Origin of the sequence: Streptomyces sp. NL15-2K, from assembly GCF_030551255.1 — a bacterium.
Taxonomy (GTDB): domain Bacteria; phylum Actinomycetota; class Actinomycetes; order Streptomycetales; family Streptomycetaceae; genus Streptomyces.
The window spans coordinates 3,142,427-3,167,654 of the sequence record NZ_CP130630.1 but is presented as its reverse complement, the minus strand read 5'-3'; the positions used below and the strand labels follow the sequence as shown (position 1 = coordinate 3,167,654).

The following is a 25,228-nucleotide window of genomic DNA, read 5'->3' as shown; positions in this document are numbered from 1 at the left end:
GGCCTGTGCGCAGGCCCCACCTCTGATCCGCAGACCTTCGAGAAGGTTGTCGAAGAATGACAGTCGCCATCGACCGCGCGACCGGCAAGCGCCACGGTGACCGCGCACCGAAGCCCGGGCTGGGCCGGCGCATCAAGCACGGCTACCACAGACACTGGTACGCCTACGCGATGATCGCCCCGGTGGTGATCGTCCTCGGCGTCCTCGTGCTCTACCCCCTGGCGTACGGCTTCTACCTCACGCTCACCGACGCCAACAGCCTCAACTCGGCCCGCACGATCGGCGTCAACGAGATCGAGGCCACCTACAAGTTCATCGGCCTCGACAACTACGCCGACATCCTGTGGGGCGAGACGGCATACGACCGCTTCTGGTCGCACTTCATCTGGACGGTCGTCTGGACGGCGCTCTGCGTCACCCTGCACTACACGATCGGCCTCGGCCTCGCCCTGCTGCTCAACCAGCAGCTGCGCGGCCGCACCTTCTACCGGATGATCCTGATCCTGCCGTGGGCCGTGCCGACCTTCGTCACCGTCTTCGGCTGGCGGTTCATGCTCGCCGACGGCGGCATCATCAACTCCTTCCTGGAGACGCTCCACCTGCCGACACCGCAGTGGCTGGAGGACACCTTCTGGCAGCGGTTCACCGCGATCATGGTCAACACCTGGTGCGGTGTGCCGTTCATGATGCTCTCGCTGCTCGGCGGCCTGCAGTCGATCGACTCCTCGCTGTACGAGGCCGCGGAGATGGACGGCGCCACCGCCTGGCAGCGCTTCCGCTACGTCACCCTGCCGGGCCTGAGCTCCGTCAGCTCCACGGTCGTCCTCCTAGGTGTCATCTGGACCTTCAACCAGTTCACCATCATCTTCCTGCTCTTCGGCGACACCGCCCCGGACGCCCAGATCCTCGTCACCTGGGCGTACTACCTCGGCTTCGGACAGCAGCCGCGTGACTTCGCGCAGTCGGCGGCCTACGGCATCCTGCTGCTGGCCATCCTGATCGTCTTCACCTCCTTCTACCGCCGCTGGCTGAACCGCAACGAGCAGCAGCTCGCGATCTGAGGCAGGAGTTCCCATGAGTACGACCACTGTCGAGACCTCCGCCGAGGCGACCGGACGGGACTCCACGGCCACCTCGCCGCGCAAGGTCCGCCGCCGCGGCGAGAGCACCCCCGCCGCCCGTCTCGCCTCCCACGGCATCCTGATCGTCGCGAGCCTGATCGCGCTGTTCCCGGTCGCCTGGCTGGTCTTCCTGTCCCTCGGCCCGGACAAGGACGACTACCTGCACCCCGGGCGCATCTGGGGCAAGATGACGTTCGACAACTACACGTTCGTCCTGCAGGAGACGAAGTTCCTCGACTGGCTGCAGACGACGCTGATCGTCACCCTGGGCACCACCGCCATCGGTGTGATCATCTCCGCCACCACCGGCTACGCGGTCTCGCGCATGCGCTTCCCCGGCTACAAGAAGTTCATGTGGATACTCCTGGTCACCCAGATGTTCCCGGTAGCCGTACTGATGGTGCCGATGTACCAGATCCTGTCGGATCTTCAGCTCATCGACAGCTACCTTGGCCTCATCCTCGTGTACTGCACGACCACCGTTCCGTACTGCGCATGGCTGATGAAGGGCTACTTCGACACCATTCCGTTCGAGATCGACGAGGCCGGACGCGTCGACGGGCTGACCCCCTTCGGCACGTTCGCGCGGCTGATCCTGCCGCTCGCCAAGCCGGGCCTGGCGGTCGCCGCGTTCTACAGCTTCCTCACGGCCTTCGGCGAGGTCGCCTTCGCGTCGACGTTCATGCTGTCCGACACGAAGTACACCTTCGCCGTCGGTCTGCAGACCTTCGTCAGCGAGCACGACGCCCAGCGCAACCTCATGGCCGCCACCGCGGTACTGGTCGCGATACCTGTCTCCGCGTTCTTCTACTTCGTGCAGAAGAACCTGGTGACCGGCCTCACGGCGGGAGGCACGAAGGGCTGACGCTCCGCCGGGAGGGCCGCGATGTGCCGGCAGCCGATCGTCTGCGGCTTCGTCGTGGCCGGTCCTGCCCGCGCGGCGCAGCCGCGTGTCGATACCGCCCCGCACCCCTTCGGGGCGCTGCCGAACCGCCGACGACCCGCTCGGCCCTTCACCGCAGAACCCCGCGCGCCTCGCCGCGCGGGTGGCGGCGCGGTGGCCTCCCCCAGCTCTCGGCTTCGCTCGAGCCGGGGGGACCCCCAGACCCCGCTGCCACCGCGGCCGCCTCACAGCCGACCCAGCTCCCACCGCGGCCGCCTCACATCGGTGCGCCGACGCCCCCCCGAGACTTCCGTAAACCGCCGAAAACCTGCAAGCCGCACAATTCATCCGTGACCCGAATCCCGTTAGGTACCAAGGACGCCATGAGCCAGCAGCACTCCGCCGACTCGGCCCCGAGCTCCGCCATCGCCACCGTCGCCAAGCGCCGCGACTGGTGGCGGGACGCGGTGATCTACCAGGTCTATCCGCGCAGCTTCGCCGACAGCAACGGCGACGGCATGGGGGACCTGGAAGGCATCCGTACCCGCCTCCCGTACCTGCGCGACCTCGGCGTGGACGCCGTATGGCTCAGCCCCTTCTACGCCTCGCCGCAGGCCGACGCCGGCTACGACGTCGCCGACTACCGGGCCGTGGACCCCATGTTCGGCAACCTGCTCGACGCCGACGCCCTCATCCGCGACGCCCACGAGCTGGGCCTGAGGATCATCGTCGACCTGGTCCCCAACCACTCCTCCGACCAGCACGAGTGGTTCAAGCGGGCGGTCGCGGAGGGTCCCGGCTCCCCGCTGCGGGACCGCTACCACTTCCGCCCCGGCAAGGGCAGGAACGGCGAACTCCCGCCCAACGACTGGGAGTCCATCTTCGGCGGCCCGGCCTGGACCAGGGTGCCGGACGGCGAGTGGTACCTCCACCTCTTCGCCCCCGAACAGCCCGACTTCAACTGGGAACACCCGGCCGTCGGCGACGAGTTCCGCTCCATCCTGCGCTTCTGGCTCGACATGGGCGTCGACGGCTTCCGCATCGACGTGGCCCACGGCCTGGTGAAGGCGGAGGGCCTGCCGGACCTCGGAGCCCACGACCAGGTGAAGCTGCTGGGCAACGATGTCATGCCGTTCTTCGACCAGGACGGCGTGCACGCCATCTACCGCCAGTGGCGCACGATCCTCGACGAGTACGCGGGGGAGAGGATCTTCGTCGCCGAGGCGTGGACCCCCACCATCGAGCGCACCGCGAACTACGTCCGCCCGGACGAACTCCACCAGGCCTTCAACTTCCAGTATCTGAGTACCCATTGGGACGCCGAGGAGATGCGCGAGGTAATCGACCGCACCCTGGAGGCCATGCGCCCCGTCGGTGCCCCCGCCACCTGGGTCCTGTCCAACCACGACGTCACCCGCCACGCCACCCGATTCGCCAACCCGCCCGGCCTCGGCACCCAGATCCGCCTGGCCGGCGACCGCGAGCTGGGCCTGCGGCGAGCGAGAGCCGCCACCCTCCTGATGCTGGCGCTGCCCGGATCGGCGTACATCTACCAGGGCGAGGAACTCGGCCTCCCGGACGTCGTCGACCTGCCGGACGAGGTGCGCCAGGACCCGGCCTACTTCCGGGGTGCGGGCCAGGACGGCTTCCGCGACGGCTGCCGGGTGCCGATCCCGTGGACGCGCACGGGATCGTCGTACGGCTTCGGTAGCGGAGGCAGCTGGCTGCCGCAGCCGGAGGGCTGGGGCGAGCTGAGCGTCGAGGCACAGACCGGCGTCCCCGGCTCGACGCTGGAGCTGTACCGCACCGCGCTCACCGTCCGCCGCGAGCAGCCCGACCTGGGCGCGGGCGACGCGGTGGAATGGCTGAAGGCACCCGAGGGGGTCCTCGCCTTCCGCCGCGGGGAGTTCGTCTGCGTGGCGAACACCAGCGGCGAGTCGGTGACGACTCCGGCCTACGGCCGCGTGCTGCTGGCCAGCGGTGAGGTGGCCGAGACGGACGGCGAGGCGAAGGTCCCGGCCGACACGACGGTGTGGTGGACGACGGCCTGACGGCCCTAGCCAGTTTTTTCGTTCAACTTCCCACGGCCCGCTGCCTTTTCAGGCGGCGGGCCTTTAACATCTGCGTCACCGCAAGTTTGCAGAAACCTTCAGCAAGCGCCTTCATCAAGAACCTTCAAAGGCGAAGGAACCCCACATGGCACGCAGAACCCTCTCCGGGGCCCTGACTCTCACGGCCGCACTTGTCATGACCCCGACCATCGCGCACGCCTCCCCGCCCGGCACCAAGGACGTCACCGCCGTCCTCTTCGAGTGGAACTTCGCCTCGGTGGCGAAGGAGTGCACCAACGTGAGCCCCTGTAAAGACCGAGCGGAAGCACCGGCCTCAGGTCGGGGACGCGCTGCTGATCGAGGCCCGTAAGGCTGGCCTGGATGGGGAACTTGGCGCCCGGGTACCATCCCCGGTCCATGACGATCGCGATGTCTCCGCCCCCATGGGTCATAACGTGACATTCATGGTGGGGGAATGACGCGACCCTACAAGGTGTCAAGCAGGGGCTCTTCCTGCCGCAGGCTCGCGTTCGAAGTGCTCGCATCGGACATCCATGGGCGCCCCGGTCCCGCCCCCTGTGCTGTGCTGGATGCCACGTGGGCGTCCTCCGCAGGTGTCAGTCCCCGGAACATCGGCACATGCTGAACCCCATCTCGCCACTGCACGTCGTATATCCACCGAGGGAACGGGGTCCACTGCTTACGTACCCCGATGACCTTCCCGACGCTTTGGGAATCACCCATATAGATGACTAAATCTCCCGTTTCAAAATCGGGTTTCTTCACCCTTGATTCTCCAAACTTGAAAACTCCAATCAGGCACCCGCCTTGCAGCGTCACAAAGGCATCGCCCCGTAAAGCGCTCCACCGGATACGGCATACAAAAGCGGGGGCCAATGTTGACGGCCACGCAACACCAAAAAGTCAAAGGCCGAGGCCATCATCGCCGCGAGTAGAGCAGTAAAGAACGCCGACCCGGCGTTGGCGCGGTCCAGAGGGATCGCCGTGGCAAGGTAGCCGAGGGCTGCCGCACCGACATGGATCAAGTAATCGCTGGAGAATGGATTCCAGGACCCATTTTCCTGACCCCTGCCACCTCGCATGGAAACGAAGATCGAAGCGAGTATACACACCCCTCCGATAATTGTCCAAAGTATGGCCGGGGCCGCGATCAGCGGATTGACTGATTCCATCTTTTCCTCCGAGAAGGCAGCCCCGGCCCGTTGCGTGAAGTTACGGGCCGGGGCTGCGGTGTTCAGGCCATCTAAATTAACTCATGGCCCAGTTGGATTTCAGCGGTGGTTGCTATGCCTTACCACTTGACCTTGATGCACTTCTCGTAGACCTGATCCAGGCCGAGGATCGTTGCGGCGGAGACGAGGAAGATGTTCGCCATACGCTGGAGCTTCTTCTGCCTGGAGTGGGCACTCATCACGTGCCTAGCCGCGTCTCTGATACCGCCCAACCTATTGATGGCCCGCCAGATGGCCCGCACCTTCGTCACCGCAAAGAACCCGGAACCGATCACCCAGAGGATTGTTCCGACACAAACCGTGATCTTCCAAGCCTTGCCCCAGAAACGACCGTCGAGGTCATACATGGTGATGGGGTCGGCGGGATAGCCGTATGCGTTGTCGCCGCCTCCGAATACCGGGTCCTGCTGCAGGAATCGGCCCGTGTTCGGGTTGTAGAGACGGACGCCCATGAGCGTGAATCCGGTGGGCGTGTCTGCTGCGCGCTGCTTCGCACCGAGCCAGCCGTAGCGCACTCCGGAACCGCCAGCGGTGGGATTACCGTACTCATCGGTTTCCAGCGCCACTGGTGCCTTGCTCGCATTGAGGGGCAGCTGAAGGGAGACGTCGCCGTGAATGTCGGTGAATTGCAGAACGACATCACCGGTTTTGCCGGTGGTTGCCGCGAGATCGCCACCCAGCGAGTTGACGTTTCGCGTCAGTCCGCCGTTCGAATCCTCGGCCACCCAGCTCGGCTTGTCGCAATCGCACGAGTAGTGGTTGACCGTGGAGCTGGACTGGATCCAGTTGGAGCCGTTTTCGATCTCGGTCTTCGTCGAACGGAATCGATGTGCGGCGTCGAGCTCCAGAGTCTGGCGTGTGCCGTTCGCGGTCTGCTGACGCACCAAGTCATTGGTGTAGTAAGCGACCGTCGCACCGGGCAGGGCCGTGGTGCGGCCGAACGCGTCGTAGACGTAGCCGGCGTCGACGAGCCGGTCGGCGCTGTCGTAGGTGTGACTGGTGGTGTCGGTTCCACCGCCGGTGGGGCAGCCTGCACCGGGTGAGCCGACGTTGGTGGTCAGGGCCTTGCGGTTGGAGCGCTGGTCGAACTCGTAGTCTCGTCGGATGCAGCCCCCTTCGCCGAGGTTGCGTACGCCCGTCAGACGGCCGGTCTTGTCGTAGTCGTATTCCTGGTTGGACCACCCGTGTTGGCTGGCAACCTGGCCGTGGATGGACTGGGTGATGGTGTCGCTGTAGACGGAGACACCATCACTGTCCCTGGTGTAGACCCGGGAGGTAGTCGCTCCGGTGGTATCCGTGGTGATGTTGAGCGTGTAGCCGCCGGGCAGTTGCTCGGTCGCGACCGAGCCGTCCTGGTCGTATGTGGCGGAGAAGCCACCGGCGACGGAGTGGTTGGTTCGGGTCGCCAGACCACGTGCGTCGGTGTTGTGGTCGTAGGTGAACGTCACCGTCGACGGTGACGTGTCCGTGACCTTCACTGGACGGTCGAGCAGGTCGTACTCGGTCGTCGTCGTCCCGTTGTCGGCGTCGGTGTAGGAGATCGGCCGGCCCAGCTTGTCGTAGGCCTTCGTGATCGTTCCTGCAGTGGGAGAGGTGATCTTCGTGATGCGGCCGGTGGCCTTGTCGTATGCGGTGGAGGTCTCGGGGACCGCCGTGCCAAGTCCGTCGTACGAGGCGATCTTCTCCGGACGCCCTGCGGCGTCGTGCCAAGCCACAGTGGTGACGCTCTTGTCGCCTGCCTGCTTGGTCTCCTTGGTGCTCTGGCCGTAGTAGCCGTACTCAGTCGTGGTGGAGGGCAGCGTGTTGGGCTGACTCCCGCCTCCGGTGACCGGGCCGCCGGGGCCGGTCCAGCAGATCTGGTCCGCCCACTCGGGACGCCCCTTGCACCAGCCGGTGCCGTCGGCCGTCCAGTACTCGGTGATGCGCGTGGTGGCGTCGTCGCCATCGGTTCCGGGGAGGATCTGCTGGGTGATGCGCCCCTGGCTGTCGTACTGAGTCTGGGTGTCCAGGTTCAGGCCGCCCGCATCCTTCATCTGGCGGGTGGGCAGACCCTTGCGCCAGTCGTAGCCGGTCTTGGTGACCCGCTGCTCGGCCATGATCGAGTCCCAGTCACGGACCCGAGCTCCGGTGATCACCGAAGTGACCTGGTCCCGTACGTTCGCGGTGCCGTCGGTGGGGCGGCCCTCGTCATACTTGGTGACCTTCCAGGAACGGGCGGCGACCGAAGCGCCCTTGGCAGCCAGGGTGGTCGTTCCGTTCTTGAGGTCCTCGGTCAGGTCCACCCGGCGGATCGGGCCGAACTGCTCGATCTCTCGGGCACCCGTCTCGTCATAGTGAGAGCTGGTGGAGAGCAGGGCAGCGCGCTCGTGCCAGGGGCGCTCGATGATGCCAAGGTCGGTCAGAGTGCGTTTCTGCTTGGCGGTGGTGCCCAGAGCGAGTTCGCGGTTGGCCGCGCTCAGTTCACGAACGGTGTTACCGAAACGATCCTGCTCGGTGGTGGTGATGTGCTTGCCGGGGCTGAGGGTGTTGACCTCGCGACCCGACGCATTGAGGTAGTGAACCGTCGCTCGTTTGTAGTCCCCGGCTGACAGATCGCCACCGGCGTGCGTGGTAGACACCTGGTCGGGAGGGAAGATCGCTGTGGCGTCGGTGGGTCGGTCGAGCTGGCCCCAGTGGCCGGCGTCCTTCATGTCGGTCGGCGCCTTGGTGCCGGTGAGCGGAACGCCGTAGACGATGGAGGTCACGGCGTCCGGGCCGGTCTCGGTCGCGCTGCCCTGCTTCAAGGTGGGGCGGGAGACCTTTACCAGCATGCCTGCGCCGGGTGCCGCGCCCGAGCCTATGGTGTCGTAGCTGAACGTGTACGGCAGCTCCCCGGGAGGGGCCATCCATACGACCCGGTCCTCGAAGTAGGCGTACTGCGTCATGGTGTCCTGCCCGAGGCGCGGGTCCCAGGCCTGACGGAGGTTGCCGCCCTTGTCGTAGCGGTATGTCTGCACCACGGTGGCGGTGGCGTTACCTGCGCCGGACTCGGTGCCCCAGACCTTAATCTGTTTGACCTGGCCGGAGAAATCACCGAAATCCGCGTTGGTCTTGTCGCCAGTGGCGGTGGTGGTGGTCGCGTAGTCGAACTCGAGGATCCGGCAGCCCTTGAGAGCCGGATTGAGGTCGCAGGCAGCCTGGGTGGCGGCCGAAGTGGGTGCGATGATCTTTTTCGGGCGGGCGAGCTTCTTGCCGTCGACGGTCACCGTCTCGGAGATCACCACGGTGGTGGAGTTCTCCGTGCCCTGGTACTTGGCGGTGGAGACCTGCCAGGTGGTGGCTGCCGGGTCCGTCTTCGCGAAGCCGGTGGAGGCGCCTTCGGAATCGGTGAGAGTGAAGGTGCTGGAGACACTCCCCTTGAGAGTCAAAGCCTCCGATCCGGTTTCCGGGATCCAACCGGTCTTCGCCGCGTTCGCGGTGAAGTGGATGGCGTCACCCTGTGCCAGGACCACGTCGACCGCGGTGTCGGAGACACGGCGGATGTGGCTGTAGGCGGACTCGACCAGTTCGGCCGAGGTACCCGAGACCCAGTGCTTACCGAAGATCGGAACCTGTCCCTCCTGGTACTTCGCCTTGGTGGGGGAACGGGAGGAGAAGGAACGCGTGGCGGTCAGACCGAAGAATGACGCGTCCGTCGAGGAGAGCGTGTAGTCCCCGGTGAGCAGATTCAATTCACCAGGTCCGGTGGCCACAGTGGCCGCTCCGTCGCCGTCGCGGTCGACGACCACGTTCAGCGGAGCGGTACTGCCAGTTGCGTTGTCCGCCCCGGTGAAGTCGGCCTTGATCTGAACGTTGCCGCTCGTGGCCAAGGTGGCCGTTGTGTTCCACACCAGGGGTGCGTTCTTTCCGCCGGTGAGCGGAACGGGCCACGAGGCCAGCGCGTCGCCGCTGGAAGTGACGTCTCCCGGGGGGATGGGAGTCCAGGCGTCGGCTGCCGAACGCCGCCACGAGAAGGTGGCCTTGTCGTACTTGCCCGCCTCCGTCTCCACTGCGAGGGGGAGCCGGCCTGCGGTGCGCTCGCCCTCGCCGGGCTGAGCGAAGCCGCTGCTTCCGGCGTGGAAGATGTAGTCCTTGGGCTCGGACTTGTTGTCGGCGAGGTCAACGGCGCGGACCTGGAGGGTATGGGTGCCGTTACGAGGCGGAGTGACGTTGATCTTCTTCGCGGCGACAGCGCCGCCGGTCTCGACCTTGGTCCAGTTCATCCCGTCCAGCGACCACTCCAGCCACTGGTGGTCGGTGGCAGGAGGCGTGACGGTGAAGTCACCGGCCTGGCCCTCGCCCTTGACCCAGGCGCCTGTGGGGTAGTCGGTAGAGGTGACCGACGCCGGCGCGGAAGGAGCGGAGGTGTCGACGGTGAACGGCTGCCACTCTGACCAGTTGCTGTACTCCTTGCCGTCGTAGGTCTGGGTCTGGAATTTGTACGTCTTGCCGTTTGTCAGCAACCCGGCCGGAACGGTCACCGATGCGGACTGCCCGGAGGTGACGAAATCCGAGTCGATCAGGTTGCCGATGCGTGCGTTGCCTGCGGCGTCCTCAATCTTGAAGGCGGCGCGGACCTTGTCTCCGTCCTTGTCCGAAAGGACATCCCGCAGGGTGGGCGTGAGGGTGCTGACGGCGTAGGTGCCGTTCTGGGAGAAGAAGGGCGGGCCCGCCTCCCGCCATCCGCCGACATTGGGGGCGGCGGCGTAGGTGACTACCAGGCGTGGGTTGTTCACCACCGCGTCGGCGGAGTTGAGCTCCTGCCAGCCGCTCACATCTGATTCGTCAGCTGCCTTCAATGCCACGGTACCGGTGGAGGCTTTGCGCTTCGCCCAGCTCTGGGCCAGGTCAGTCACATCCGCACTCGACCAGCCCTGCTCCTTGCCCGGCTCCGAAGTCGCCTGCTTGGCCTTCAGCGCCGGACGCTCTGACCACCCGCGGGCGGCGTCGGCCGCCGTGCCGTTGGCCGACCAAACCTGCCACTTCGCAGGCTTGCCCTTTCCCTTGGTGTCCGCCGAGGCTGCACTCCACAGATCCAGGCGTGCGTGAGCGACCTTCATCCCTGCGAAGGCAACCGTGTCGAGAGTCAGGAACGACCGCGAGGTCTGCGTGCTTCCGTCCGCACTCTTCGTCCCCGGGTTACCGAGACCTAGTATCCAGACCGGCACTACGGTTTCCGCTCACACCTCGCTGCGCGACGGCCTCGGCGGGCTGAGCCTGGGCTGAGAACGCAGTGCTCACCGTGACGGGGAATTTGGTGTCCCGGTCCACGAGCATCTTCGCATCCGGCCTGAAGACCAGCCGCGCGGACTTACCCTTGCCCGCAAGCTTCATCGCCACCGGCACCCGCCGGGCAGGCTCACCCGAAACCGGGTCAACGGCCGCGTCCACCATCACGGGTGCCGACATGACTGCCCACCGCTGAGACTTCTCGGCCGTGAACAGCAGGCTTCCGTCTGGCAACTGCTTGGCGTTCAGGCCCGACACGTCCAGCGGCAGCGTGTAGGAGAAGTCAGCCGACTGCGGACGTTCCTTGATCACCATGGACTGTTCGAAGCCCGTACGCGTCGCCGTGACGCTGATGTCCGTCCCCTGCGAGACATCGACAAACAGTGCCTTCGCGCCCGAGAGTTTCGGCTTGGGCAAAGTGCCTTGCCACCCCAACGCGACCTTCTGGTCGGAACCCACAGTCACCAGCGGTGAAGAGGTCCCGGCAGCCTTTCCGCCGAGTTGGAGGCCCAGTGGGTGCGCCGCCGACTCCGCGCCATGCTTCGTGCCCCGCAATGTGACGTCGACGTCGGTCCACTGGCCGGTCCGCTGGAAGCGCACCGGAGCCGCCGCTAATTCCGTGGTCAGTGTGCCGTTCTTGTTCACCCACGTCGTCGACGTCTCGGAGCGCTCGGACAACGCCTCCACCCGATGGCCTGACAGGCGGGCCGCCACACGTGCGGAGGGAATGTCGGCAGCGGTCGTCGCAGTCTTGGGCTTAGCGGCTCTGGTTGCTGACTTTGGCTGGTCCGCGAGGGCGAATGCCTGCCCCGTGTTCACGGCCACCAGAGCAGTCTCAGCGGCCAGCACGGCTGCTACGGCCAACGCCACCCGGCCGAACGCACCTTGAGCTGTAGCTCTTCGCCCCCTCCTGCGTAATCGCGAAGGTCGTTTCGTGTTTGATCTCATTGAATCGTTCCTCTCGTGGATCTTGACATGATCACGATATCGGATCATGTAGGCGGCGTGAAGAAATAGTGAGATCTTCACAACTTCCATTCGACATTTCGGATAAATCGCCATCAATTTCGGAACATTAAATTCCGTGTGGGGCCTCCCCCTGAGTGGTGGACACGCTGATACTGGATCTGCTTGATCCGGAGGAAGCGAGAAGACCGCCGATGGCGATGAAGGACTACTCGGACGAGTTCAAGGCCGATGCAGTGGCCCTGTACGAGTCCACACCCGGGGCGACCTACAAGAGCATCGCCGCTGACCTGGGCGTCAACCGGACGACCCTAGGGGAGTGGGTGCTGCGGGACCGCGAACGCCGCGGTGCCGCCGCTGCTGCCCCCCATCTGGGAGCTGCGGTGAGCGCGCGGCGGACTCGCCGTCGGGCCGGACTGCTCGCCCAGAGCTCTTTGACCCTGGCCCTGCGCTCCGGTTCCGTGTTCTGTCGCCGGATGGCCTCATGGAACTCCTTCAGGTGAGTTACCGTGTCCGGCGTCAGAGCGGCACGCCGAAGCTGGATCACTCTCCCTCGCCTTCCCCGCTCTCGGCGATCTCTTCGGCAAGCCGAACACCCTCGGCCCCGCCGGCTACGGCTACGTCCAGGTCTCCCCGCCCGCCGAGCACATACAGGGCGCGCAGTGGTGGACGTCGTACCAGCCGGTGAGCTACAAGATCGCGGGTCGGCTCGGCGACCGCACGGCGTTCCAGAACATGGTCAACACCTGCCACGCGGCGGGCGTGAAGGTCGTCGTCGACACCGTCATCAACCACATGTCGGCGGGCAGCGGCACCGGGACCGGCGGCTCGTCGTACACGAAGTACGACTACCCCGGCCTGTACTCGTCGTACGACTTCGACGACTGCGCCGACCGGATCACCAACTACCAGGACCGCTGGAACGTCCAGCACTGCGAGCTGGTGGGCCTCGCCGACCTGGACACCGGCGAGTCGTACGTCCGCGGTGCCATCGCGGGCTACATGAACGACCTGCTCAGCCTCGGGGTCGACGGCTTCCGCATCGATGCCGCCAAGCACATGGATGCCGCGGACCTGGCGAACATCAAGTCGCGGCTGACCAACCCGAACGCGTACTGGAAGCACTACCTGAAGAACTACGGCGAGGGCTGGGGCTACATGAACAGCGGCGTCTCCGGTGTCTTCGTCGACAACCACGACACCGAGCGCAACGGCAGCACCCTGAACTACAAGGACGGCGCCAACTACACGCTGGCCAACGTCTTCATGCTGGCCCACCCGTACGGCGCACCGGACGTCAACTCCGGCTACGAGTGGTCCGACACGGACGCGGGCCCGCCGGCCGGCGGTCAGGTCAGCGCCTGCTGGCAGGACGGCTGGAAGTGCCAGCACGCCTGGCCGGAGATTCTGCGCATGGTCGCCTTCCGCAATGCCACCCGCGGCGAGTCGGTCACCAACTGGTGGGACAACGGGGGAGACGCCATCGCCTTCGGGCGGGGTGCCAAGGGCTACGTGGCCATCAACCACGAGTTGGGCAGCCTGAGCCGGACCTACCAGACGTCGCTTCCGGCCGGGACGTACTGCAACGTGCAGAACAACACGACGGTGAGCGTGAACTCCAGCGGCCAGTTCACGACAACCCTGGGCTCCAACACCGCGCTCGCGATCCACGCCGGCAAGTCGAGCTGCTGAGCTGCCCCCGCCCCTCAGCGTGACCGCGCGTTGTTGCGACTGGCAATGCGCGGTACGCGATGACCTCACCGAAGGCGACACTGGCGACAGCGTCGGGAGTTGGGACGAACTGCGGCAAGCCGTCGAGGAGGCTGGCGGCGTTCTTCGTGTCGTCATGTGGCTTCTGCGTGACCTGGAGCAAGCCGGCCGTCTCGGCGTTCACGTCCGCGCCGGCATCAGTCGCCGCCTGGACGGCCTCGGGCTCGCCCACCTTCCTGCCGATATCCCCGGTGAGCAGTACGCCGTCATCACTCTCTACAAGCGCGGGGGGCGGACTCTATCGTCAAATCCGCGTCCTACGAGCGGGTTTCGGGCACGTTCGCCGTTCCGGGTCGTACTGTCGCCGTGTTCGCCCGGGCGGACTGACGTCGCACTACGTTGGGTGGGGCGGACCCGATCCCGGGGCCGCCCCATTTCCCTTTTCCCTGAGGGACCGGCGGACATGAACGGCAACGGCAAGCAGACGGACACGACCGTGCTGGTCGTCGACGACGTGGCGGCCAGCCGCTACGCCCTGGGCGCGGTGCTGCGGCGCGCGGGCCACGAGGTCGTGCCGGTCGCGAGCGGGAGCGAGGCGCTCGTCGAACTGGACGTACGGCTGCACGCGGGCACCCTGCCGGACGTGGCCCTCGTCGACGTCGGGCTGCCGGACATGAGCGGCTTCGAACTGTGCCGCCGGGTCAAGGCCAGGCCGCCCATGGCGGCGCTGCCCGTGGTCCACTTCTCGGCCGCTGCGGTGGGGCCGGGGGACCGGTGCCGGGGGCTGGACGCGGGCGGGGACGCCTATCTGACGGTGCCCGCCGAGCCGCGGGAGATCCAGGCCGTCGTACGGGCGGCCGTGCGAGGGGCGCGGCGGAGCAACGGGGCCGAGACGCTCGTCCACCGGCTGACGCTGCTGTCCGAGGCGATCGTGACCGTGCAGTCCGCGCGCACGCTGCGGGAACTGGCCGAGGCGGCCGCGGACGGCGCCGCCCGGCTCACCGGCACACCCGCCGCCGTCTTCGTCGTCGGCCCCAACGGCGAGCTGCACCGGGGCACCTCCCGTAACCGCAGCTCCCTGGCCATACCCGGCAGCGGGGCGCACGAGGCGGTCGCGCGGCTGGTCACGCGGATCGCCGACGGGCAGACCGGGGTGCACAGCGTCGTCGTGCCCGCCCCGCTGTGGCCGGCCGGCTTCTTCCGGCCCGGCGTGCAGGAGGACGCCCGGCTCGTGGTGGCGCTGACCCAGCAGGGCAGGGCACCGGTGTGCGTCGCCACGCCCGTGCGTCGGACCGGCGGCAAGGATCCGGCGGACGACGGGCTGATCGCCCGCCTCGCCGAGGCGACCGCGCTCGCCGCCGAGCCGCTGCTGATGTACCAGGCGGAGCGGCACGTCGCGCTCACCCTCCAGCACAGCTTCCTGCCCCAGCCGCACAAGCTCGCTCAGCTTCCCGGCGTCGACCTCGTCGTCCGGTACGTGCCCGCGTCCCGGGAGACCGAGATCGGCGGCGACTTCTACGCCGCTCTGAGCACCGGCGAGGGGGTGCTGACCGCGGTCGGCGACGTGGTCGGGCACTCGCTGGACGCGGCCACCGTCATGGTCGAGATCCGGCACGCGCTGCGCGCCTACTGCGTCGAGGACAGCGACCCGGCCGTACTCGCCGCACGCCTGGACCGGATGCTGGTGCACTACCACGCCGATGTCACCGCCACCGTGTGCCTGGTCCTGATCGACCCGGACACGGGGCGCACGCGCATCGCGAACGCGGGGCACATCCCGCCGCTGATCGTGCGGGACGGCTCGGGTGCCGACTACGTCAAGGCGGGCGGGCCGCTGCTGGGCCTCGGCCTGGACCGGCCGGAGCCCGTCGAGCTGTACCTCGACCCCACCGACCGCCTCCTGATGGTCACGGACGGCCTGATCGAGAGCCGCGGCACGGACCTCACGATCTCCCTCGAGCACCTGCGCCGGGCCGCCGCCGACGCCCCGCCCGGCCTGGACGCCCTGTGCGACACCCTGCTGGGCTGCTTCGGCCACGACCAGGAGGACGACATCGCGATGCTGGCGCTGAGGTTAGGGTGAGCCCTGTTGCCGTAGAACAGGAGTGCCCATGCCGCAGATCACCGTCGACTACTCCGGACAGCTGGCGGACGACTTCGACCGGCCCGGGTTCGCGCGGGCGCTGCACACCGCCGTGGTGGAGATCGCGGCCGCGAAGCCGCCGGCGTGCAAGACGCGGTTCCGGCGGACCGAGGACTTCACGGTCGGCGACGACAGCGACGGCCACGCGATCGTCCACGTCGCCCTCGATCTGCTGGCGGGCCGCACCGACGAGACGAAGGTGCAACTCACCGAGGCTGTACTCGAGTTGCTGCGTCAGTACGTGAAGCCCGCCGAGGGCCTGACGCTGCACGCGTCGGCCGAGGTGCGCGACCTGGACCCCTCCTACCGGAAGTTCGAGCGCTAGGCCCCGATCACAGGCCTTAGGACGCCAGCGAGATCAGCCGCGCCGCCAGGTCGCTGAACGGGCCGTCGGTCGGTTCGTCCTTGAGCAGACGGCGCAGCAACGCCGTCATCTCCGGGTCGTAGGCGGCACTTACGGCGGCCAGTGCCGCGAAGTCGTGGACGAGCTGCGCCTCCAGCTCGGCGCGCGGGATGCGCCGGCCGTCCAGCCAGAGCAGCGCGGTCGACTCGGCGAGCGAGATCCAGGAGCGAACGACCAGTTCCAGTCGAGCGGGCGGATCCTCCACCCGCAGATGCGAAAGGATCTGGTCATACCCGGCCTGTCGTACGGAGTCGATGAGGGCGTTCGTCGTCGAAGCGCCCACGGCCGGGCCGCCGCGCATCAGCGCCGAGAAACCGGGTCCGTGTTCGTCGACGAAGTCGAAGAACCGGTGCATCACCCGCAGCATTCGCGCGCCCAGCGGTCCCTCGTGCGGCTCGACGAACCGGGCGGCCAGATCCTCGGCGGCGCGCTTCAACGCGGCTTCGTACAGGCTGAGTTTGCCGGGGAAATAGTGGTAGACCAGCGGGCGTGAGATACCGGCGGCGGACGCTATCTCGTCGATGGAGACGTCGTCGGGCGACCGGCGGCTGAACAGGTCGAGAGCGACGCCGATCAACTGCTGCCGCCGCTCGTCGACACCCATTCTTCGGCGCACCCCGGTAGTCATGCGAACACTTTACCGATCGGATCCGGCCTCGAACGGACCGGAACGACCATGGGTGTTCACATCCTTGCCGTCCTTGCCGTCCTTGCCGTCCTTGCCGGCCGCCTACCGCAGAACGCTGATCGACCGCCCGTTGTCCAAGGTGCCCTTCAGACCGGCCTGCGCTCCCCGCTTCGTCCGCACGGTCAGCAGGTTGCCCTGCGCGGAACCGTCGATCCCGCCGGTCGCGGTGATGGCCGCCGTGTCCCGGCTGCCCGCCGCGAGCAGGTACCAGGACCCCGCCTCCGACTTCCACAACACCCCGGCCAGCACGTGCGGATCGCGCGGGCCGCACGCCGGAACGTTCTCGGCCTTCGCCGCCACCGCCCCGTACTTCCCGCGCGGCGTGTGGAACTGCGCCAGGACCCGCGTCCCGCCGCCCCGCCAGGTCTCGGCTCGGGTGCACACCCACGCGGCCGAACCGCTCGCGTCGGGCAGCGGCTGCTGGGCGTACTCCCAGGCGTTCACCGACCGCACGCCCTGCGAGCGCACGGCCGACAGGGAGCAGGCGAACGGTGCCCAGGCGCGCAGTGCCCGTGCGCGGGACGCCTCGTGGGTCGAGCCGGGCCGCCCGGTGGTGAGGCGGGCGGGGACCAGTTCGCCGAGATCCGTCAGCAGGCGCGTACCGGAGGCGTCGGTCAGCTGGAGCACGTTCCACGACGTGCACGGGCCTTTCCGCAGGGCCGGGCTGGCCATCGGTGCGGTGGTGCCGTCGGCCGGTGTGAGGTTCATCGCGCCGGCGCCCGGCTTCATCAGATCCCGCTCGGCCGCCTTCCGCACCCAAGGAGCCATCAGGTAGCGGACGTTGCCGTCGGACCGGCCCAGCACCACGGCGCTCGCCTCGGCCCCGCTCGCGCCGTCGGTCCGCGCGAAGTCCAGCGCCGCCCCGTTCGTGCCGTCCTTCGGTTCGGCGTACCGGGCGATGCGCCAGCCGTCGTAGAGGATCACCACGCGCGCGTTGTCGATGTTCCCGGCGTACAGCAGCTGGGCCGGGCCGGCCGGGCCGCCCGAGGGGGTGCCGGGGGTCATCGAGACCTGGACCTTCTCGCCGGGGCGGGCCCAGACGGCGAGGGCGCGGCGCAGCAGGCCCTGGTCGTCGGTGAGGTCGCCGCGGGCGGGCCAGACGGAGAAGTCGGTGCGCGTGGAGGACTTCCACGCGGTGGGCGCGACCTTGGTCAACCTGCCCGGATCCAGGGCGGCCCGGGCCGCCGGGTTCTGCGCGTACGAGGGCGCGGCGGCGCCGTCGGGGCCCCAGCCGTCGCCCGGCAGAACGAGCAGCGCGCCGCACACCGCGACGGCCGCCGTCGCGGCGAGCGCGGCCTTCATGTGCTGCCTGCGCCGCATCAGGTCGGTGGGCCGGGCCTGCAGCGAACAGGGGTCGAACTCGGGGGAGTCGAGCAGTTCGTACCGCGCGGCCACACCGTCGGCCTCGCGCAGCGCCGCGTCCACGTCGTCGACCCCGGCGGCCGTGAGCACGTCGCGTACGTCGCCGTCCGGCAGCTTCTCCAGACCGCGCAGCACATACGCGGCACGGGCCGGGCCGGTCAGCGCGGACAACTGCTGGTCCAGGGCCAGTTCGTCGGCGCCGCCGGAGCGCGGGAAGAGCCTGAGGCCCCACACCTGGGGCAGCAGTGGCGGCAGCTGGGACCGCTTGGGCCACGCCTTGCGCTTCAGCGGCAGGCCCGCCTCCAGTGCCGTACGCAGGACCTGGAGACGGACGAAGGCGTAGCCCGGGTCGCCGTCGCGGCCGGTCGACTGGGCCGGGATCACGGGTGCGGGCGTCCGGCCACGGGGCAGCGCGCGCTGGGTGAGCGCGTGCGCGGTCACGACGCGCCGGTTGCGGCCGATGCCCGGCGGCAATACCAGGTAAGCGAGCCGGACGAGCCGCGGGTAGTGCTCGACGAGCGCGGCCTCGGCCTGCTCGACGTCGACGACCGGGTCGGTGGGGGAGACGGGTGCGGGGCGCGGGGCGACATCCTGTGACTGCACGTTCAGCAGAACGAGGGAATCACCGGTTGGTCACCTCCGGAACCTCCAGGCGGGTGACTCAACCCTCGGGAGCCACGAGGGCGCGTGCGTAGTTCGCCATCGACCGCTGGTAGCGCGGCAGATGGGGGGCCAGGGCGCCCAGCACGAGGGCGAGGCCCTCGCGGTCGCGGCCGAGACTGGACAGGCACAGGGCCAGGGTCGCCCGTACCGCGTCGTCCAACTCGTCGGAGGGGGCGTCCAGCTCGGGTGTCAGCAGCTTGACGCCCTCCTCCGCCTGCCCGATGTTCCTGAGGGAGCTGGACAGCTGGATCTTGGCCCGGCGGGCCTTGTAGCCGCTCAGCCCCTTCGCGAGTGCCTCCCGGTACAGCGGAACCGCCTTGTCCGAGTGGCCGGTGGAGTCCCAGGCGCAGGCCTGCTCGAAGGGGCCCAGCGGACTGTCGGCGGGCAGCTCGGCGACCAGGGTGTCGATCACGGCGCGGAAATCGGCCGCGTCATAGCCGTCCATGGCCGCCCATGCCGCGCTCACGCGGTCTTCCCAGTCCTCGTTCACCGGCATACGATCGCACACCCGTGCCCGCGACAGCACCGGTATTTTTGAGCGCTCCGGGCGCCGGAGCCGTATCGAAGACGAGGGCCCTTTGCCGGGGCTCCGTACGGCATGTCGCCGCAAGGGACCGGAGGAACAGATGAGGTTGACCCGACCGAGGCTCGCGCTGGCCGGCGCGGCGGCGGTACTGGCACTGGCGGGCTGCGGATCCGACGGGAACAGCAAGGCGGACGTTCCCGAGACGGCGACCGGCAGTCTCGAGCACTTGGCCGCCGAGGCGAAGTGCGAGCCGAACATGCAGACCGACGCCGACACGATCCGCCAGGCCATCTGCAAGAAGGGCGCCGAGAAGTACGTCCTCGCCACCTTCGCCACCGACCGCGGCCAGCGCGAGTGGCTGAACGGGGCGAAGGACTACGGCGGCTACTACCTCGTCGGCCGCAAGTGGGTCGCCGTCGGCGAGGAGAAGACGGTCACGGCCCTGCGGAGCACGCTCGGCGGGACCATGGAGGAGGGCTCCGAGCACATGAACCCCGGTGGCAGTCACAACAGCGGCAGCCACCACGGCTGACCGCACGGGGCGAGGGCTGAGCCAGAGGGGCAAGCGAAAGGGCGAACGAAAGCCGGCGGTGGGAGATCCCACCGCCGGCTTCCTAGTGGTTCAGGACTACTGGCAGTCCTGGCCGCTGTTGATGCACTCGACCATCTGGTTCATCGTCTCCTCGTCGAAGAAGTTGATGAAGTCGTTGTGGTCGGTGATCGGCTTGTGCAGCTGGTCCGGGAAGGAGTCCACCGCGAACGGGTTCACGACCTGCCCGTTCTCGATCTGCGGGGCCTGGACGTCGTAGACCAGACGGACCTGGAGCTGGGGGATGGCCTGGAAACCGTTCGAGCAGCTGCCGTCCGCCTCCACGAAGTCCACGTGGGTGCGGTGGTTGGCGCTGTCGATGTTCTGGCCGTCCCAGCAGCTCTGGAAGTTGCTCGTCCGGACCACCGAGCTGCCCTCGGGGCAGATCGGGTACTTGTCCGTCAGCTGCCTGTCCTCGAAGCCGGTGCAGCTCCAGTTCGTGTTGGCGTTGCCGAGACCGTTCACGAAGGCCTTGGCGTCACCGGTGATGATGCGCAGGGCCTCCGGCATCGCGACGACATCGCTCGTCTTGTTGCCGACGAACTTCAGCTGCGCCTCGCTGGCCTGGATGATCGTGCCGACGTTGCCGTCCTGACCGCCACCGGGAGCGTTCGCGTCGATGTCGTCCTGACCGTCCTGCACACGCAGCACCGGCCAGAAGTACGACGACTTGTCGCCCTGGTTCTCGCAGGTCGTCTCGCCGTTCGCCAGGTCCTCGTCGCTCGCGAAAGCGTCGTTGGCCTGGTTGCCGACGTAGTCGTGCTGGTGCTGCGCACCGTTGCTGACACCGGGAGCGACGATCACGTTGTCCGAGTTGCGGTTCTCGTTCTCGTTGGTGCCGCAGCTCGTGGTGAAGGTGCCCGTCGAACCGCTGTCGCCGTTCGCGGGAAGCCCGTTCCCGTTCACGCCCTGCGGGCCGCCGGTCGGCTGGACCTGGGTGATGTCCTGGAAGTCGTCCGCTGCCGGACCGTTGCCGTCCTGGCCCTGGTCCTGGCCGTCACCCTGGTCCTGGCCCTGGTCCTGGCCGTCACCCTGGTCCTGGCCCTGGTCCTGACCGTCTCCCTGGTCCTGGCCCTGGTCCTGACCGTCGTTGTTCTGGTCCTGACCCTCACCGGCGGCCGTGTCCGGCTGGTCGGCCGGCACGCCCTCGCACTGGGAGAGCTGGTCGGCTCCCTGCGGAGGCTGACCGCCCGCGCGCTGGATGTTGATGCCGATCCGGTCGATGGTGGCCGTCCGCTTGGACTTCAGCGGGCCGAGGATGGCGTTGTCGACGTAGGCGGCGTCTCCTGCCTGGGCCTGGCGCGTGTCCGCGAGGCGCTTGTAGGCCTCGGTGACCTGCTGGTCGAGCTTCGCCAATTCCTGGTCGACACCGGCGCGCGCGCCGTCCGGCACGTCGGTCAGCTGCTGGCCGACGTCCGGACATTTGATCGTCGCGACCTGGGCGCCCGAGGCCTTGGTCTGGTTCTGTGCCGAGTTCTCCTCATGTGCCGATGCGTAGAAGTTGGCCCATACCAGCCCGCCCCCACCGAGCGCTAGGGCCGCCGCCCCGGCAATGGCCTTGGTGGCCAGCGGCGTACGGCGTTTTCTTGTGTTGCGTCCCATGGAACTCCTCTGACTTCCTTGCGGGGCTATCGAGGCGCCCGACAGGAGTGAAGCGGCTCCCCTCAGTACGGAAGCCGTCCCACGGGTGTTCAGCCGTCTCAGGAATTGGTGAGAGATTCGCGAGACAATTCGGTCCCAACTGCACAGGAAATACCGCGAGTTGTTGATCCCTTACGGCATGTGCGGGATCCGGGGCCCGATTTCAGCGGTCCTGGTCCAGATAGGCGAGAACCGCCAGGACGCGACGGTTGTCGTCGTCCGACACCTCCAGGCCCAGTTTGCTGAAGATGTTGGAGGTGTGTTTGGCGATCGCCCGTTCCGTGACGACGAGCTTCTCGGCGATCGCCGCGTTGGACCGGCCCTGCGCCATCAGCTCCAGCACCTCCAGCTCGCGCGGGGTCAGCCGCCCCAGGGGCCGGTCGCCGGCCGCCCGCCGGGACAGCAGCTGCTGGATCACCTGCGGGTCCATCGCCGTACCGCCCGCCGCCACCCTTCGTACGGCGTCCACGAACTGCTCCGCGTCGAACACCCGGTCCTTGAGCAGATAGCCGACCCCGCCGCTGCCGTCGGCGAGCAGTTCACGCGCGTACAGCTGCTCCACGTGCTGCGACAGGACGAGCACCGGCAGGCCGGGTCTGTCCCGCCGGGCGTTCAGCGCGCACTGCAGCCCCTCGTCGGTGTGGGTGGGCGGCAGCCGGACGTCGACCACGGCGACGTCCGGCCGTAACTCCGCCAGCGCGGCGGTCAGCTCGGGGCCGCTCTCGACGGCCGCGGCGATCTCGAAGTCGTGGGCTTGAAGGAGCCGGACGAGTCCGTCGCGCAGCAGGAACAGGTCTTCGGCTAGGACAACGCGCAAGGGATCTCCAGGGTGACCATGGTGGGGCCGCCCGCGGGGCTGCTGACGGCCAGGACGCCGTCGAATGTACCCAGTCGCCGCTCGATCCCGGCCAGGCCCGAACCTGCCCCGATCACCGCGCCGCCCTTGCCGTTGTCGGTGACCGAGATCCGCAGCATGCCGCCGCCTTCTTCGGCGTGGTGCAGGTCGATCCAGATCCGGTCGGCGTGTCCGTGCTTGACCGCGTTGGTCAGCACCTCGCTGACGGCGAAGTACGCGGCCGACTCCACCGGCGCCTCCGCCCGGCCGGACAGCTCCACGTTCACCTCCGTGGCCACCGGCAGCCGCAGCGCCAACGCCTTGACGGCGTCGCCCAGTCCGCGCTCGGCGAGCACCGGCGGATGGATGCCGCGGACGAGTTCCCGCAGCTCGGTCAGGGCGTCCACGGAGGACTGACGGGCCTGTGCGAGCAGCCGCCTGGCCTGCTCGGGATCCTTGTCGAGGAGCACCTCGATGGTGCCGAGGTCCATGCCCATGGCGACCAGCCGGGCCTGCGCCCCGTCGTGCAGGTCCCGCTCGATGCGCCGCAGTTCGGCGGCGGAGGTGTCCACGGCGTCCCGCCGGGTCTCGGTCAGCACCCGCACCCGCTCGGCCAGTTCGCCCTGGCCGGCGGTGAGGACGGCCCGGGTGAGGCGGAAGTGGCCCTCCAGCAGCCGCGGGGTGAGGAAGTGGGCGAAGAAGACGATGACCAGGCCCAGGGCGCCGGCGGCCAGCGCGGAGGCCTGCCCGGTCACCGGCACGAACCCGTACCAGTACCCGTCGGGGAAGACCCGCCACAGCCCGGCCGCGAGCGCGAACCCCTCCAGCGGGTAGAACAACAGCAGGGCCGGCAGCAGCGCGGTGAGGAAGCCCGCCGTCATGTCGACCGGCAGCCACCTCAGATCCCGCCAGGTCGCCGGGTCGCGCAGCAGCGCGAACGTACGCGTCCACGGATTGGCGTCCTCGGGGATCGGCCGGTAGGCCGTGGGGATCTTCACTCCGCACCACTGCGCGGCCAGCACTCGCCGCCAGTCCGCGAACGCCCGCACTCCGGCCAGCACCCACGGCGTGGTCACGAGCCCGATCCCGATCGGTATCAACGCCATGGACACCAGGGAGAGCGTGAAACAGAGCACCGTCCCCGGCAATAACACCAGCGCCAGCCCGAGCCCTCGTACCGCCGCGAGCCCTACCCCCCGCACCCTGGTGGAACCGCTGCCGCTCTTCGTCTCGATGGTCGTCATGGCGTCAGTCTCGCCGAGGGGGCGGTGGGGGGCACGGGGTTTGGACTCCGGATCAGGGGGGTGGTGCCAGGTACACCTCCGCCGCTCGCCAGCACCTTCGCCTCCACCTCCGGATCGAGGCCCTTGGCCGTCCGGTCCGGCCGCTGTGGGGCCGTACCGCCGATGCCCTTCAGCCACTTCCAGGTATCGGTCACGGTGTCGGCGACGGGCCGGCAGTCCAGTCCCGTCGCCAGCGCGCGGGAGACGTCCGCGGTGTGCAGGGCGTCGTGCAGGTCGCTGTCCGGCGGTACCCACACCGGCAGCTGGACCCACGGCTCGATGCCCGCCTCAAGGATCACGTCCGGGTCGGTCCACCGCAGCTCGGCCGGACCGCCGGTGGCGCGCACGCAGGCGTCGAGCAGGGTGCCCATGGTGGCGTGCCCCCGCGGGCTGATGAGGTTGTACGGTCCGCTCAACTCCCGCTCCACCGCACCGAGGATCCACGCGGCGAGGTCACGGACATCGACGTATTGGAGGGGCAGGTCGCGTGGGCCGGGCGCCAGGACGGGCCCACCGCGGGCCATCCTGCCCAGCCACCACGGCAGCCGCCCGACGTTCTCGTACGGCCCGAGGATCAGCCCGGCCCGCACGAGCAGCGAACGGTCCGCGCCGAAGGCCTCCACGGCGGCCAGCTCGCCGCCCCGCTTGTCCCGGGCGTAGTCGGTCTGCTCGGCGCCGGCCAGGGCGCCCTCCACCAGGGGCGCGTCCTCGTCGTATCCGGCGGGCCGGGGCCACTCGTACACCGAGCTGCTCGACACGTACACGTACCGCCCGGCGCGGCCCCGCAGCAGCCGCGCCGTGTCCCGTACGGCGCGGGGCGCCGCCGACCAGGTGTCGACGACGGCGTCCCATTCCCCCTCCGCGAGGGCGGCGAGCCCGTCGGGCGCGGTGCGGTCTCCGTGCAGCGACCGCACACCGGCGGGCGGCGCGTGCCGTCCCCGGTGGAAGACGGTCACCTCCCAGCCGCGCCCGAGGGCCGCCTCGGCGACGGCCCGTCCCACGAACTCGGTCCCACCCAGCAGCAGAAGTCTCATGCCGGTGACTCTGCCCGCCCGGACGGCGGCACGGAACGGGATTCTGCCGTCGGCAGAGGGTCAACGCCCCGTCGGCGGCGCGTACTTGTACCCGACCCGGCGTACGGTCTGGATCGCCTTCCGGTGCTCGGCGCCCAGCTTGCGGCGCAGGCGGGCGATGTGGACGTCGACGGTACGGCCGTCGCCCACATGTCCGTACCCCCACACCGTGGTGACCAACTGGTCGCGGCTGTACACCCGGTAGGGGTGGGTGACGAGGTGGGCGAGCAGCTCGAACTCCAGGTAGGTGAGGTCGAGTTCGCGCCCGTCGACCTCGGCGGTGCGCTGCGCGGTGTCGACCCGCACGAGCGGGTCGTCGGCGGCCCCGGCACCCGTCTCCGGCCGCTCGGGCACCGCCGGCGGCGCGAACGGCGGCTGCTGGTCGGCCGGGACCAGCACCAGGTACCCGACCATCGGCGGCCGGCCCGGCAGGGTGGGCAGGGTGTGCGGGGGCGCGGGCAGCAAGGTGGCGCCCGGCGGCAGGAAGTCCGCGACGTTCACCACCTCGTCCCGGTCGACGGCCCGCAGCCGGTGCCGGGCGGGGGCGTTCAGGGGTGCGGTGGAGGGGAGGGAGCGAGTGGTCGCCATGAGGGGTCAGCTCTTTTCGCGCGAGAGGTTCGTCAGGGGACGTACGTCGTTGCGCGCCGGCCGAAGGCCGAGGAGTGGCTTTAGAGGGCCGGCGCGTTCACCGCGCGACAACACTCCCGGTCGAAGTCGTGGTGCTGACGGGAGGGCCAGAAGGGCTCGAGGTCACGGCGACCCGTCGCGGAGATCTTCTGGAAGCTGGCCAT

General features: G+C 68.5%; 19 protein-coding genes and 2 pseudogenes. 9 read left to right on the top strand and 12 right to left on the bottom strand.

Translation table 11 applies throughout. The features are described from left to right. Positions 1–56 precede the first annotated feature (56 nt). From Q4V64_RS13810 to Q4V64_RS54945, 4 genes and pseudogenes are all read left to right on the top strand, one after another. Positions 57–1,061, top strand: a complete 1,005-nt coding sequence (locus Q4V64_RS13810) for a sugar ABC transporter permease (RefSeq protein ID WP_124442745.1) — start codon at positions 57–59, stop codon at positions 1,059–1,061. A 13-nt stretch (positions 1,062–1,074) separates the two neighbouring features. Further along, positions 1,075–1,986, top strand: a complete 912-nt coding sequence (locus tag Q4V64_RS13805) for an ABC transporter permease subunit (protein WP_124442744.1) — start codon at positions 1,075–1,077, stop codon at positions 1,984–1,986. Positions 1,987–2,387: 401 nt separating this feature from the next. Next, positions 2,388–4,055 (top strand): glycoside hydrolase family 13 protein, encoded by a 1,668-nt coding sequence (locus tag Q4V64_RS13800; RefSeq protein ID WP_124442743.1) that lies wholly within the window; start codon positions 2,388–2,390, stop codon positions 4,053–4,055. A 145-nt stretch (positions 4,056–4,200) separates the two neighbouring features. After that, a pseudogene (locus Q4V64_RS54945) lies at positions 4,201–4,353 on the top strand (glycosidase); the annotation flags it as partial. Positions 4,354–4,891: 538 nt separating this feature from the next. On the opposite strand, the gene Q4V64_RS13795 reads toward Q4V64_RS54945, so the two are convergent. The 3 genes from Q4V64_RS13795 to Q4V64_RS13785 form a co-directional block, all read right to left on the bottom strand. Beyond that, positions 4,892–5,248, bottom strand: coding sequence for a hypothetical protein (locus Q4V64_RS13795; protein WP_124442742.1), 357 nt, complete (start codon positions 5,246–5,248; stop codon positions 4,892–4,894). Positions 5,249–5,367: 119 nt separating this feature from the next. Continuing rightward, positions 5,368–10,494 carry a DNRLRE domain-containing protein gene (locus Q4V64_RS13790; protein WP_253267219.1) on the bottom strand — a complete coding sequence of 1,709 codons (5,127 nt, stop codon included), beginning with the start codon at positions 10,492–10,494 and terminating at the stop codon, positions 5,368–5,370. Beyond that, positions 10,466–11,425 (bottom strand): hypothetical protein, encoded by a 960-nt coding sequence (locus tag Q4V64_RS13785; protein WP_303709959.1) that lies wholly within the window; start codon positions 11,423–11,425, stop codon positions 10,466–10,468. Before Q4V64_RS13785 ends, Q4V64_RS13790 begins: the two co-directional genes overlap by 29 nt. Before the next feature lie 290 nt (positions 11,426–11,715). Between Q4V64_RS13785 and Q4V64_RS13780 the strand changes: the two genes are divergently transcribed. The 4 genes and pseudogenes from Q4V64_RS13780 to Q4V64_RS13765 all read left to right on the top strand — a co-directional run bounded on the left by Q4V64_RS13780 (position 11,716) and on the right by Q4V64_RS13765 (position 15,699). Then, on the top strand, positions 11,716–12,024 hold the full coding sequence (locus Q4V64_RS13780; RefSeq protein WP_124442741.1) for a transposase: 309 nt from the start codon (positions 11,716–11,718) through the stop codon (positions 12,022–12,024). An 88-nt stretch (positions 12,025–12,112) separates the two neighbouring features. After that, positions 12,113–13,213: pseudogene (locus Q4V64_RS13775) on the top strand (alpha-amylase family protein); the annotation flags it as partial. Between the two features lie 481 nt (positions 13,214–13,694). Further along, a complete protein-coding gene (locus Q4V64_RS13770; RefSeq protein ID WP_124442740.1) occupies positions 13,695–15,314 on the top strand; it encodes a fused response regulator/phosphatase in 1,620 nt (539 codons plus the stop codon). Positions 15,315–15,342: 28 nt separating this feature from the next. After that, positions 15,343–15,699 carry a 5-carboxymethyl-2-hydroxymuconate Delta-isomerase gene (locus Q4V64_RS13765; RefSeq protein ID WP_124442739.1) on the top strand — a complete coding sequence of 119 codons (357 nt, stop codon included), beginning with the start codon at positions 15,343–15,345 and terminating at the stop codon, positions 15,697–15,699. Between the two features lie 16 nt (positions 15,700–15,715). Here the strand turns inward: Q4V64_RS13765 and Q4V64_RS13760 are convergent, their stop codons facing one another. The 3 genes from Q4V64_RS13760 to Q4V64_RS13750 all read right to left on the bottom strand — a co-directional run bounded on the left by Q4V64_RS13760 (position 15,716) and on the right by Q4V64_RS13750 (position 18,986). Then, positions 15,716–16,405: a TetR/AcrR family transcriptional regulator gene (locus Q4V64_RS13760; protein WP_124442738.1), complete on the bottom strand. Its 690-nt coding sequence runs from the start codon at positions 16,403–16,405 to the stop codon at positions 15,716–15,718. A gap of 102 nt (positions 16,406–16,507) precedes the next feature. Beyond that, the gene (locus Q4V64_RS13755; RefSeq protein WP_124442737.1) at positions 16,508–18,430 is read right to left on the bottom strand and encodes a hypothetical protein; all 1,923 of its coding nucleotides are present in this window, start codon (positions 18,428–18,430) and stop codon (positions 16,508–16,510) included. 58 nt (positions 18,431–18,488) lie between these two features. Further along, on the bottom strand, positions 18,489–18,986 hold the full coding sequence (locus tag Q4V64_RS13750) for a tetratricopeptide repeat protein (RefSeq protein ID WP_172629405.1): 498 nt from the start codon (positions 18,984–18,986) through the stop codon (positions 18,489–18,491). Between the two features lie 130 nt (positions 18,987–19,116). Between Q4V64_RS13750 and Q4V64_RS13745 the strand changes: the two genes are divergently transcribed. Beyond that, the gene (locus Q4V64_RS13745; protein WP_124442736.1) at positions 19,117–19,548 is read left to right on the top strand and encodes a hypothetical protein; all 432 of its coding nucleotides are present in this window, start codon (positions 19,117–19,119) and stop codon (positions 19,546–19,548) included. Between the two features lie 96 nt (positions 19,549–19,644). Here the strand turns inward: Q4V64_RS13745 and Q4V64_RS13740 are convergent, their stop codons facing one another. The 6 genes from Q4V64_RS13740 to Q4V64_RS13715 all read right to left on the bottom strand — a co-directional run bounded on the left by Q4V64_RS13740 (position 19,645) and on the right by Q4V64_RS13715 (position 25,228). Next, entirely contained in the window at positions 19,645–21,207 is a 1,563-nt protein-coding gene (locus Q4V64_RS13740; RefSeq protein WP_124442735.1) for a DUF1996 domain-containing protein, read from the bottom strand. Between the two features lie 202 nt (positions 21,208–21,409). Next, entirely contained in the window at positions 21,410–22,063 is a 654-nt protein-coding gene (locus tag Q4V64_RS13735) for a response regulator transcription factor (protein WP_124442734.1), read from the bottom strand. Beyond that, positions 22,048–23,325 (bottom strand): sensor histidine kinase, encoded by a 1,278-nt coding sequence (locus tag Q4V64_RS13730; RefSeq protein WP_124442733.1) that lies wholly within the window; start codon positions 23,323–23,325, stop codon positions 22,048–22,050. Before Q4V64_RS13730 ends, Q4V64_RS13735 begins: the two co-directional genes overlap by 16 nt. Beyond that, positions 23,322–24,398, bottom strand: coding sequence for an NAD-dependent epimerase/dehydratase family protein (locus Q4V64_RS13725; RefSeq protein WP_124442732.1), 1,077 nt, complete (start codon positions 24,396–24,398; stop codon positions 23,322–23,324). The genes Q4V64_RS13730 and Q4V64_RS13725 overlap by 4 nt, the downstream gene beginning before the upstream one ends. Before the next feature lie 60 nt (positions 24,399–24,458). Beyond that, positions 24,459–25,025 carry a winged helix-turn-helix domain-containing protein gene (locus Q4V64_RS13720; protein WP_124442731.1) on the bottom strand — a complete coding sequence of 189 codons (567 nt, stop codon included), beginning with the start codon at positions 25,023–25,025 and terminating at the stop codon, positions 24,459–24,461. Between the two features lie 80 nt (positions 25,026–25,105). After that, on the bottom strand, positions 25,106–25,228 hold the full coding sequence (locus Q4V64_RS13715) for a hypothetical protein (RefSeq protein ID WP_301184559.1): 123 nt from the start codon (positions 25,226–25,228) through the stop codon (positions 25,106–25,108).